Below are 12,119 nucleotides of genomic sequence, written 5' to 3' on the forward strand. Positions count from 1 at the left end.
GCAAGGCCTGTGCCTAAGGCCCGAAACCTCCACTTAAATCGTCACGCAGGGTGTCGCGGGCAAGCCTGGCGCACCGCTTTGGCTCGCGGTCGCAGGGTCGTGCAGGCGGGAGCCCCGAAAGAGGGCATGAATATGCGGTGCCACGCTGCTGTCCGGGTCTTCCGGGATTCGCGCTTTGCATTCAATACACGGGAGAGCCGCCACATCGATACGCGCTTTGACAAGCTCGCGAAACGCGATGCAGTAATGGCCTCACTGGCGTGTGCGATTGGGTGTTTGTGACAGTACTTTTCGTACAGGGCCTAAATAAGTCATACCTATCTACCGTCTCTGAACGAGCGGTGTACTCCATCTTTGAAGGGGTGCGTCACGGCGATTATTTGCCAGGACGCACGCTTTCTTCGATGAGGTGAAACATGAATGACTTTACGGAACTGCCGCAACAAACCCCTGGACATATACCGGTCCTTCCGGCGCTCAGCCCGTTGTTTATGTCGGCCGACGATGCCGCCCGTTGGGCTTATGAGCGGATCGACTACTCGGTGGCCGACAAGGAATACGGGGGTGCCATTCTTAAACAAGGCAACCGCTACTTCGCCACGACGCCAATCGCTGACCAGCAGTTGACCTTCGATCATCGGATCTTGCTGGCCACGGATGCCGACGACAACTTCATCGCGCCCAACGGCTACAGTTGCGAGGCGCTTTACCATTCTCACCCGCCGAACCTGGAGCAGGTGAAAGCGAGAAACCCCGGGATTAGCGATGATCATGCTTCGATGATGATCAGTTTTTTTTCGCCTGCGGACCTGAGTTTTATCATTGAGCATCGCAGCTCGGTCCGCGCTCATTATTTGTGCGGCCCCGAGGGCTCGCTGCTTAAGTACACAACCTCGGGTTCGGCGGCGGAGGTCCTGCTGAGAAAGCGCCTTCTCGGCGAGGAGCCGTTCCCGGCTTCTACGGATCGGGAGTCATTGATCTGGATGACCGCCGATGCCGGCGACCTGCGGGTAGTGGTGCCCAACCGCCAATGGGGAGGCGTGCGTGGGCAGATGAAGCGGGGTTGGAGAGTCAATGCCGCCGTGACGCAAGTGACCCAGGAGCAGCCATTTTTCACCCAGGTATTCGCACAGCCTGAATTGGCCGTGATGGCGGCCCTAGCCCTGTCGGCGTCGGCGGCTGGCGAGTATGCCTTCGGGTTTGTACTGAAACACACCCAAAGCGAAAGTTACATCGCGACCTACCCCGAGCTCGCGCCCAAGGCATTGTTCTCTGCCGCCGGGCTCTTCCCCGAGCAAGCCTCCGGCAAACTGAAGCTGCCCTCCAACTTTCGGCTCGAAGCCCTCTACTACCGCTCTAAAGCCACGCCAACGGACATCCCCGAAAACGAGTCCTGGTTGTATGCCACATTCCCGACCCCTGCGGAGCTGGTGGCGGCCATCGTGCAGTCAGAAGCGACCCGGGACATACAGAACAAAAGCCGAGGTTTGCGCCTTTACATCGAAACCTCGGATGACGCACTGCTTGAGCTCAAGGTGCCAGCGCCCAGTGATGCCGGTGCGCTGGTCAACACCGGCGACGATGGCGTGCTCGGTGACAATGGCGCCCAGGCCGCGCTGAAGGCCGGCAGCCTCAGCCCGCGTGACTATGTGCGCCGGGTGATTGCCGCGACGTCGGTGTCAGTGGTCCAGGCCGGCTTGCTCTGGCGTGTCGTCGGCCCGCTGGACAACCGTTCGGCGGTGTTGAACGGTTTCTATCCGGCGGTATTGAGCCCGCCCTTTATTTCTGCCCACGACGCAGCGGTGTATGCCCACGAGCAGATCGGCCCAAGACGTGAGCGAACCTACGGCGGCTATGTACTCAAGGACAAAGAAGGCCGCTTCTTTATCACCCAGCCCCTGGCCAGCGACGCCAACCCGTTTGCCCTCAGGCTGTTTTTTCCGACGGAGCTACCCGGTCCGTTGATCCCACCCGAGGCTTACGCGATTCACGGCCGCTACGGCTCCCACCCGGCGCTGTCGATGGTCGACCCCGGCTGGGTCAATCAGCGCAACTGGACGCGCGAAGACGCCCTCATCAACCTGCAGATTTTTGGCACCGCCCAAATCTACGATGTGATCCAGTCGGGGCGCCCGGCGTATATGTCGGCTGCCGAGGACTGCCTGCTGGCGTACACCCCGAGCGGCTCCACGCATGAGGCATTGGTGTCTGCCGGCGCTGCGCCGCAACCGGCCGGCAGCGTGCTGCAAAAACGGTTGGACAGCGGTCTGTTCAAACCCGCGCTGTGGGTCACCCGGTTGGCTGAGGCGGGTGACTTGCGGGTGATCCAAGGCAATGTGTTATGGGGCCCGCGTTCGCCGATCTATAAAGACTGGACGCCCTCTTTCGAGTACGCGCCCAGAACCGGCGCTCCCGACTATGTGACCTATGGCGCGTTGTTCGGCACGGCAGACGAAGCCGCCCGCGATCTGCATGCGCGGGTCCATGGGCGCAACCTGCCGGAGCAGGCGTACTTTGCGTTTATCCTCAAGCACCGGGACAAGGCGTTGTACCTGGCCACCGAGGTGGTGGGCGTCAATGAACGGGTCAAGCTGTTCAATCTCAACAGCGTGTTTGCACCGACAGAAGACAATGACTATCGGTTTCCCGCTGGGTTTTCGCTCTGCGGGCTGTTTCGTTCGCAGCAATGGCAACCGACCGGGCTGTCGCCATCCAGTGCCTGGCTGACCCGCTATTTTGTGATGCCGATGGTGTTGTACGAGGCGCTGTACGAGAGCCAGCGCAGAGGGGTGAAGTACAACGGCGGTAGAAACCTGCCGGTGTACTTTTCAACGCAGGAGGGGGGCCTGTTGAGATTCGTCGCGCTGCCATTTCGCGTGGGCGGCGGCGGGCCGGTGGAAAGTGCCTTTGAACAGGCCGCCAGCGCATTGGCCTCCGGTGAAAAGACGACGCAGACCTTTGTCAGGGAGTGGGCCAACAGCGGCGAGCTCTACGTGGTGCGTACCAGCCAATGCTGGGACCAGCAAGGGCGGGTGTCGCGCACCTGGACGGGTTACGAACACCTGACCCGCCGTCGCGTGGGGCCCGCGTTTGCCAACCCGGACGATGCGGCACGGTATGCCGCGGGCATTGTCGGTGAGGGCCGGCGCCGCACCTATGGCGGCGTCCTGCTCAGGCTGCCCGATGGTGTGTTCGTCGCGACTGATCCGCTGGTGGTGCCGCCTCAGGGCTTTGCGCTGAACTGGATTTATCCCGACCCGGCGATCGCGCAAGGGCTGTACCCGCCGGGAAGTATCATCGTCGCGCGTTACCGCTCGGTGCTCAAGCAAGAGACACAGATACTGTTGTCGGCCACGCAAAAGGCGGTCTATCAGAGCATGTTGCCCACGAGCGTGCTGTCGAACCTGCTGTTCCGTGAAGTCCACATCAAGCGCGAATATGTGTTTGGCCCCGAGGGGGGCATCCTGCGTTATCAACTGACGGGGTCGGCGGAGGAGGAGGCGCTCAAGCTGACGTTGGCGCCGTTGAACCTGGTCAGGGGGGATGTGGCCGACAATGAAGTCGAACGGCAACTGCGCAGCGGAGCGCTGCTCCCGGTCGACTTCGTCACGCAGGTGGCGAAGGCCGGCGATCTGCGGGTGGTCAACGGCAACCGCCTGTGGGGCCACCCGCGACGGTTGAGCGGGCCGTTCGTGCCGGACTTGGCCGAGGTCGCGGCGCTGGCGATCAAGCAGGTGTTTGCCGATGCGCCGTGCGGTCCGCTCTTTACCCAGGCTTACGACGCCGTGCGTCATGTGCAGCGAGTGTCGTCGCCCCAGGCACAGGTGCAGTTCGGTTATGTACTCAAGGATGCGCGGAAAAACCTGTACATGACGACCTTGCCGTTGGTGCGCGCCGATTACACGCGTTTCGAACAGGTCTTCGTCGATGGCCTGTTGCCCCAGGGGTATACGCTGGATGGCTTGTATCTGTGCGCCTCCACCGTGGCGATTGCGCCGACGAGCGATGACATGGCGCTGAGTTTCTTCTCGCCCCAGGTACTGGCCGGCGCGGTCAATTTTCTCAGCAACCTGGCCGGCAACGGTGCCCTGCCGCTCTACCTGCTGTGCGCCGACGGCGCGCTGCTGAGGTATTCCTTGCGAAGGCACGAGCGGCAAGCGCTGAGCAGCGAGGCCCGAACGCTCGGACCGCAGTTGCTCGAAGGCGCCTCCAGCGTCGCCGACTACGTGCGCGGGCTCGCGACCAAGGGCGACTTGTATGTGCGTGTCAGGAGCACGGTGTGGGGCAAGGAACAAAGCGTCACCGCGCAGTGGCAACCCAAGGCCGCGCCCTGGCCCGCCCAGGACAACCCACACTTCCTGTCCTTTTGCGGGCCGCTGTTCGGCCATGCCGACGACGCCGCGCGCTGGGCCGAAAAACAGCTGGGCGGCTTCAAGGGCCGCGAATACCTCGGCGCCGTGCTGGCGCCGCCAAAGGCGCGGGGGCTCGTGGCGCTTGAGCCGGTGGAGGACCACCGTGCGTGGTTGGTGGACACGATTTCACAGCTGTTCTGGTTCGGTCATCTCGGCTTTGATATCACCCCCGATCATCCGCTGTTCTTCTACACCATCAAAGCGCTCCAGGCGTTTTACAAAGTCATCCCTTTGGGCCTGAATCTATCGTCGCTGGATCAGCGGTTGCTGGACAATTTTGCCGACAAAAATGATCTGCGCCTGTACCTGGACATCATCCGCAGTAACCGTCCGGTCGCCGAGAGTGTCTACCTGGCGTGTCGCGGCGGTGCGCTCCTGAAGTATGTGCCGGGGTTCACGGCGGACGAGACGCGACTGCTGAGTGTCGACTCGTCGCCTTCGCCCAGCGTGCTGGTCAGCGGCTTGCGCGCGGCCGGCACGTTGAGTGTGTTGGAAACCGATACCTTCTGGACGCGACCGGGGGCGCTGGGGGCGGAATGGCAGGTCAAGGACGTACTCGCCGAGCCGGACCCGCAAGCCGTGCTGTACGGCCGGGACAAAGACGAACTCTGACAACGGCGCGGCGCTGACCAAGCCGGCCGCCGTGGATCGCCCGCTCCCCGGCGGCACTTGACCGGCACCCGGACGTCAAACCCGCGAAGGCTGCGCAAACAGCCGCGACAGCAGCAGGCGATCGAGCGCCCACACGACGATCAGCGACGCGCCCACCAACGGGAAGGCGATCGCCAGCCCGAGCATGATCACCATCGCGGTTTTCCACTTCGGCAGGTCATGACGCAACGGCGGCACTCCGAGGCCACCCACCGGCCGCCGTTTCCACCAGATCACCACGCCGCTGACGGCACTGAGCAGGATCATCAGGCAGATCAGCAGCACGATCAGTTGATTCACCCAGCCGAACATCTTGCCCTCGTGCAACATCACGCCGGTCTCGGTCGCCCGCGCCACGCCGTTGTAGTGTTCCCAGCGCACATCGGCGAGGACCTTGCCGGTGTACTGGTCCACATGCAGGGTGGCGTCATTGCGCGGGTCGTTGGCGAATACCGAGACAGTGAATACGCCCTCGGCGGTGGTGGGCGGGGTGATGCTGTAGCCGGGCTCGACCTTGCGCGAGGTGGCCAGGTCGACCACCTGTTGCAGGCTGATGGTGGGCGCGGCGGGGGCGGCATGCATCGCGCCGTGGTTCATGTGTTCGGCATGGTCGCCGGACACCGGCATCGGTGTGTTTTCCATGGCCCAGGGCACGGTCTGTTGCGTCGAGGTGTTGAGCACGCGCGCCTGTTGATCGGAGGTCGGCACGTTGTTCCACATCGCCGCCGGGAAGCGGTTCCACAGGTCGGCGTATTGCTTGCCCCAGAAGCCGGTCCAGGCCATGCCGCTGAGCAGCATCACCAGCAACAACGCCGCGCCCCAGAAACCGGTGACGACATGCAAGTCGCGCCAGAACACACGGCCACGGGTGTTGAAGCGCGGCCACAGCACCCCGGACGATGACTTGCCGCGTGGCCACCACAAGTACATGCCTGAGATCACCAGCATCACGCCCCAACCGGCAGCGAGCTCGACCAGGCGGTCACCCACGGTGCCGATCATCAACTCGCCGTGCAGGGCGCGGGCGATGGCTTGCAGGTTGTTTTTCGCGTCCTGCGTGCCGAGCACGGTGCCGCGATACGGGTCGACGAACACCGTCATTTCGCGGCCGCCGTCGTGCATGACGAACTGTGCGCTGCTGGTGGCGTCGGCCGGTGGCAGGTATTTGCTGAGCCGGCCCTGGGGGTAGGCGGCCTTGGCGCGTTGCAGTTGCTCGTCGGCGCTCAGTGCGCGTTCGGCGGCGGGGACGGTGAGCAGGTGGCCGTACATCAGCGGGTCGAGCTGGGGCTTGAACAGGTAGATGATGCCGGTCAGGGCCAGCAGCACCATGAAGGGGGCGACAAACAGCCCGGCGTAGAAGTGCCAACGCCAGGCCAGGTTGTAGAAGGAGATTTTTTGTGTGCTCATCAGGGGGGCTCCGCAAGGTTTTGTTTTTTTGGGGTCAGTTACACCGCCATCGGGGGCAAGCCCCCTCCCACATTTGAAGTGCATTTCAAGTGTGGGAGGGGGCTGATCCCGATGTTTTAGAAGCTCATGTCGACCTTGGTCCAGAGCGTGCGCCCCGGCTCCTTGATGGCCTGCGGATCGTTGGCCGGGTAGCCGAACCCGGCGTTGCCGGCCAGGTTCAAGTGCTCGGCGTAGGCTTTGCCGAACAGGTTGTCGACGCCGGTGCTGACCTTGAAGTTTTTATTGATGCGGTACGCCGCGTTCAGCGAGAACACGCCAAAGCCGCCGCTCTTGTCGTAGTCCTTGCCGACCACGTTGCCTTTGTTCTGGTCGATGCGGTTTTGCGCGGCGACCACTCGCCACAGGGCGCCGGCGCTCCAGTCGTCCTCGCTGTAGGTCAGGCCCAGGCGCGCATCCAGCGGCGGCATTTGCGGCAGGGGCTTGCCGTCGCTGCTGTTCTTGCCCCAGGCGTAAGCGAGGGTGGCGTCGGCCTTCCAGTTTTGGGTCAGCTTGTACGCCGCGCCCAGTTCGCCGCCCATGATCCGTGCGTCGACGTTGCGCGCCTGGGACGTGGTGCCCATCATTCCGGTCCGGTAGTCGAACAGGATGAAGTCGCGCACCTGCCCGACGTATCCCGAGGCCCAGGCTTCGAGGTCAGCAGTCTTGTATTGCGCGCCGAAGTCGAGCTGGGTGGTTTTTTCCGGTTTCACGCCATCGAACGCGTTGACCGAACCGGCCGCGCCGGTGTTGGGGGAAAACAGTTCCCAGTAGTCCGGGAAGCGTTCGGCGTGGCCCAGCCCGGCGTAGAGCGTGGTCGGGGTGTCTGCCAGGTCGTGCTCGTAGCGCATGAAGCCCGAGGGCAGGGTGTCGGCGCGGGTGTCGTCGGCGGTCGGGTTGGCGCGTGCCGACATGCCTGAGCCGATGGTCTGGCGGAAGTCCCGGGCCGAGGCGCGGTCCAGGCGCGCGCCGGTGATCAGGCGGTCGCGGTCGGCGGCGTACCAGGTCAGTTCGCCGAATACGCCGTAGTTATGGAAGTTGGCGTCTTTGTTGCGCGGCAAATCCTTGTAGGTGTCGACGCCCATGCTGCTGCGCTGGCGGTGTTCGTTGGTCTGCGCATCCAGACCGCCGATCAGTTGCAGGTCGGCCCAGCGCCAGGTCGCCTTGATCCGCGCGCCGAGGGTGCGGCGGTCGACGTTGGAGGCCATGGGGCCTGCCATCATCCCGGTGCCCGACGGGACGCGCAGGCTGTAGTTGTCCATGACGTGGTCGGCGTAGTTGTAGTAGACCTGGGCCTCGACCTTGTCCAGCACCTCACCGATATTGGATTTTTCGAAGCGCAGCCCCAGGCTTTCGCGCAGGAACTGCGAGCCGTCCATGCCGCGCCCGGCGTAGCGCGCCTCGCCATCGCCGCGGCCGGCGGTGAGTTCGAGCAGGGTGTCGGCGTCGGGGGTGAAACCGACCGCGACGTCACCGTTCCACTTGTCGTAGCGCGAGGCGACGGTGTCGTTGTTGCCGTCCTTGTAGTCGTCGGCGTGTGCCTGGTTGCCGATCACCCGCACGTAACCCAGGGGCCCGCCGGCAGCGGCGTCGATGACTTTGTCGAAGCGCCCGTTGGAGCCGGCCAGCACGCTGGCGTTGAGCCGCGTGCCCAGTTCGCCGAAATGCTCGGGCTCGCGCTCGAACAGGATGGTGCCGGCCGACGCGCCCGGGCCCCAGAGCACGGTTTGCGGGCCTTTGATCACGGTGAGTGTGTCGTAGGTTTCCGGGGAAATGTACGAGGTGGGCGCGTCCATCCGGCCCGGGCAGGCGCCGAGCATCATGCTGCCGTTGGTGAGGATGTTCAGGCGCGAGCCGAACATGCCGCGCAGCACCGGGTCGCCGTTGGTGCCGCCGTTGCGCACCAGGGCGAAGCCGGGGATGGTCTTGAGATAGTCGCCGCCGTCGCTGGCGGGCACCGGCTGGCGCGGGTCTTTCGGGTTGGTGACCACGGTCAGCGGCGAGCTGGGGGCGATCGCGGTGATCACGGTGGGGCTCAGTTCGTGTTCGGCGTGCTCATCGGTATCGGCATGGGCCTGTGGCATCAAGAGCGCGCCGCACAGAACGGCGAACACGGGAGTGCTTCCCAAACGGGTGTCAGCAGAAAACCTGGACATGAAAAATTCCATCTATCAATCGTAAACAACACGGCCAGCAGCCTGTGGCTGTCTGTCTAACGTCGGCCGGGGTGAAGTAACGGTGTCAAGTGCTTACGCGGCGATGGGTGGGGCACGGCTGCGCGCGCCGGGGAAAATGCTCTGCCGGGCATGGCCCAGGCGCGGTGAGGGGATGAGGGCGTTGGCCGGCGATGGGGCGCCGAGGGTGAGGTAGGACACGCTGCCGGGCAGTGCCGGGCAACTGAAGAGCAGGCTGCAATAGCCGCACTTTTCCCAGAGGACGTGGTGTTCGTCGGGGGCTTGTTTTTGAGGCGGACGGTGTTGCGGTTCGCCGTGGCACTCGGGCATGTCCATGGACATGCTCATGGACATACCGGCGTGCTGATTCATCGGCATCGCTTGGGAAATCAGCGGACCGATAAAGATCATCAGCATGGCGAACAGGCTGATCCAACTGCCGCGCTTAAGGCTCACGGGCCTGCGGCGCGGCGCGGACAACCTGGCGCGAGGGGCGCCCATCAAGTGTTGGCCTACTCGCCGTGTTTATGCTCGTGGGGCGCCATCGGCGGGACTTTCTGCACGGACACTTGCACCTCGACGTCCCCGGCTTTTTCGAAGGTCAGGGTCAGTGGGAAGTGCTTGCCGTCGGCCAGTACGCTGCGGTCTTTGAGGCCCAGCAACATCACATGATAGGCCATGGGCGCGAAGGTCAAGTCACCCTTGGCCGGCACGGCAACGCTGGGCACTTGTTGCATCTTCATCAATGCGCCTTGCATCACATGCTCATGCAGTTCGGCTTTGTCCGCCACTGGCGTCTTGGCGCTGAGCAGGCGGTCCGGGGTTTCGCCGGTATTGTGAACCACAAAGTAGGCCGCGACGGTCGGCGCGTTGGGGGGCAATTCCTGGGACCAGGGATCGCTGACCAGCAGGTCGCCGGCCTTGAAGTCGTCGGCATTGGCAGCACTGAACACCGGCAGCAGCAATGCGGCCAGAAGCAGGGAAGATTTGAGCATGGCAGTTCTCCAGAACGGTTCTAAACGCAGTTCACTTGCGAAGACCATCAGACCGTTGGAGAGGCGCGCGGGTTAAGGCTCGGCCATTGCTGGCGCGGCGTCGGGGACTGCAATGACGGTGGCGGCAGGCTCTGCGCCGCCTCGAACCGCGTGACATACAACTGCGGCACATGCCCCGGCAACGCCACCAACGGCGCCGAGCCCGAGCAACACCAGCAATGCTGCATGGCGGAATGATCGTCCTGCGCCGGTGCCGGAATGTCCAACTTGCCCAGGGCAACGGTTTTCAGGCTGGCGCCATTGGACGAACAGAAACTGCCCCACAACAGTTGCTGCGCGGGGTCCTTGGACTGCTGCATCGCCCCGGCCAGCGGCATGGCAAAGGCGTTGAACAGCACTGCAAAGCAGGCGATCCAGACGATTGCAAAGCGTTGACGGGCCATGGCGGACAATCCGTAGGGTTAAACGATCAGGCGGGTATTTAGCCTGATCGGGGGGGATAAGTAAAAAGTGGCGGTGTGGTTTGGTGTCGCAGTGTGTCAGAGCGCGGTGGCGTGAAGCTTGAGGCCCAGCGCTTTCATGACTTTCATGATAGTCGCGAACTCGGGATTGCCAGTGCTGGAGAGGGCTTTGTACAAACTTTCTCGCCCCAGGCCGGCGTCGCGAGCGACTTGGGTCATGCCTTGGGCGCGAGCGATATCGTTCAGCGCTGTGCGAATCAACAGACCGTCGCCAGCATCTTCTTCAAAGCAAGCATCCAGATAGGCGGCCATCTCAAAAGGAGTCTTGAGATATTTTGCGGCATCAAAACGGGTAAAGGATTCGCTCATAAGTCACTCCTTGCGGCCAAGATTTTTTGCCATGTGTATTGCACGCTGGATGTCTCGGCTTTGTGTTGATTTGTCGCCGCCCATCAGCAGCAGATAAACCACCTTGTCTCCGGTCAATCACGGCCCATGTCAACCAAAGTGAACGCTAAACCACATACGGATTTATCTGGTAAATACTGCGCAGCCACCCTCGCGTTCGAGTGAAACTCCAAACTGAGACGATAGGAATCCCATCCTCCTGTAGTCCCAATCGGCAGCGGTAACTTCACTGGCCCTTTGGACTCGTGCGGTTTCCCAAGTGTGTTATGGATACTCTCTTGGTTCATCGATAGGCCGAATGGTGCGGGTAGCTCACCCGCGTACTTGGGCTCTCCCTCCGCCAGTGCAATCAGGCAAAAAACGACGCGCTCTAACCGCATGGTTTCAGCCCAAAACCAAAGCTCAATGCCTGGTTCCGGCTTATGGATGAAATGGGTATTTTGGCTATCTGCAAATAAAGGTTTTATCGACCCTACGAGAAGTAAGCCCGCGGCAATAAAATCGTTGTAAGTGCTGCCCAAGCCTCTCACCAAACGATTGATTTTTACTGCGTCCATTCTAGTACCACCCCTGATTTTCGTTGACCTTATGCATTTGAGTACGCGCCATCTCAAGATCAGACTCGGCGAAGCCGTGATCCAGAAGGTATGGCTTGATAGCATCGAAATTGCTGTCTACTGCATGACGAAGATCGCCAGCATCTAACGCCTGTTTTTCCTCCGTGTTTCGCCAGCCGTAGGTCTCACTAAACTTCTGGTGGATGTGAGACGGAATCGCAATGCTTGCAGCATTATTTAACGTGTCCTTAAGCTGCTTCTCTGTAAAGCTTATTGCATAGCGTTCGAGATGACGTCTTATTGCCGCCTGCGAAGGCATATGATCCACATGCAGCCCCTTACGTAGTCGTCCGTTGAACGCACCATAGATATCGACTTCCAATGGTCTGACCGCTGGCTTGGCAAACACCAAATACAACGGCGGCATACCCGAGTCAGCAGGAAACGTAATGATCGTGTCCTGCCAGGTAACATCCTCTGCATCCTGACCTGGGTAGTGACTGATTGCCGACTCCTGCCCCACCGCAACCGGATGAACGAACAAATTATCCAAGCGTTCCGGTGTACCCGGATACGGGCTCGGCGTACTGACCACCGGCCCGTTGTTCGGCGTCCAAGTGATGCTGATGCCATCTAGCACCGCGACCATCGCGCTCTTGTCCGCATTCCAACTGGCTTGCGCAACAGACACACGATCAGCGCCACTTTCAGGCTTGGTATGTATGCCGTAGACGCGTAGTTCACCTGATTCATCCTGGCGAAACTGAAACCGCACTCGCGTACTGGCCGAGCGCATACCTGCCAGTTGTTCTGGGGTGTAGAGCGTCGAATCACCCATATCCCTTGGCCAAAAAGCCAGCAGCACGACGTTGAGTGCTGAACTGGCTCCGGCCAGTCCTCGTATGGCCCAGGCGCCAAGGTCGCTGCCGAGTGTTCCGGCGACCCTCCCGACAGCGCCCGCAGTGCCGGTCGAAGCCATGACGGCCGTGGTGCCAAAGTTTGTCGCGTGTTCAGGGCT

9 protein-coding genes and 1 pseudogene are annotated in these 12,119 nt (G+C 62.0%); 1 reads left to right on the forward strand and 9 read right to left on the reverse strand.

Annotation, left to right across the window (positions count from 1 at the left end):
• Nucleotides 1-416 precede the first annotated feature (416 nt).
• Nucleotides 417-5,024: a DUF4329 domain-containing protein gene (locus INT12_RS27040; protein WP_193059094.1), complete on the forward strand. Its 4,608-nt coding sequence runs from the start codon at nucleotides 417-419 to the stop codon at nucleotides 5,022-5,024.
• Between the two features lie 75 nt (nucleotides 5,025-5,099).
• On the opposite strand, the gene INT12_RS27045 is transcribed toward INT12_RS27040, so the two are convergent.
• The 9 genes and pseudogenes from INT12_RS27045 to INT12_RS27080 form a co-directional block, all read right to left on the reverse strand.
• The gene (locus INT12_RS27045; RefSeq protein ID WP_193040982.1) at nucleotides 5,100-6,470 is read right to left on the reverse strand and encodes a PepSY-associated TM helix domain-containing protein; all 1,371 of its coding nucleotides are present in this window, start codon (nucleotides 6,468-6,470) and stop codon (nucleotides 5,100-5,102) included.
• Between the two features lie 116 nt (nucleotides 6,471-6,586).
• On the reverse strand, nucleotides 6,587-8,662 hold the full coding sequence (locus INT12_RS27050) for a TonB-dependent copper receptor (RefSeq protein ID WP_026140374.1): 2,076 nt from the start codon (nucleotides 8,660-8,662) through the stop codon (nucleotides 6,587-6,589).
• Nucleotides 8,663-8,755: 93 nt separating this feature from the next.
• Entirely contained in the window at nucleotides 8,756-9,181 is a 426-nt protein-coding gene (locus INT12_RS27055) for a DUF2946 domain-containing protein (protein WP_108526128.1), read from the reverse strand.
• 11 nt (nucleotides 9,182-9,192) lie between these two features.
• A complete protein-coding gene (locus INT12_RS27060; protein ID WP_046384861.1) occupies nucleotides 9,193-9,675 on the reverse strand; it encodes a copper chaperone PCu(A)C in 483 nt (160 codons plus the stop codon).
• 47 nt (nucleotides 9,676-9,722) lie between these two features.
• On the reverse strand, nucleotides 9,723-10,118 hold the full coding sequence (locus INT12_RS27065; RefSeq protein WP_046485671.1) for a DUF2946 domain-containing protein: 396 nt from the start codon (nucleotides 10,116-10,118) through the stop codon (nucleotides 9,723-9,725).
• A 96-nt stretch (nucleotides 10,119-10,214) separates the two neighbouring features.
• Entirely contained in the window at nucleotides 10,215-10,505 is a 291-nt protein-coding gene (locus INT12_RS27070) for an addiction module antidote protein (RefSeq protein ID WP_046485673.1), read from the reverse strand.
• Between the two features lie 3 nt (nucleotides 10,506-10,508).
• Nucleotides 10,509-10,613 (reverse strand): annotated as a pseudogene (locus INT12_RS31490) (type II toxin-antitoxin system RelE/ParE family toxin); the annotation flags it as partial.
• Nucleotides 10,614-10,618: 5 nt separating this feature from the next.
• Complete coding sequence (locus INT12_RS27075) at nucleotides 10,619-11,101, reverse strand: DUF6392 family protein (RefSeq protein ID WP_017849686.1); 483 nt, start codon at nucleotides 11,099-11,101, stop codon at nucleotides 10,619-10,621.
• A gap of 1 nt (nucleotide 11,102) precedes the next feature.
• Nucleotides 11,103-12,119 (reverse strand): S-type pyocin domain-containing protein (locus tag INT12_RS27080; RefSeq protein WP_193040983.1); only part of this gene is annotated, 1,017 nt, incomplete at its 5' end.

The sequence above is a fragment of the Pseudomonas sp. K8 genome, from assembly GCF_014889455.1.
GTDB lineage: Bacteria > Pseudomonadota > Gammaproteobacteria > Pseudomonadales > Pseudomonadaceae > Aquipseudomonas > Aquipseudomonas veronii.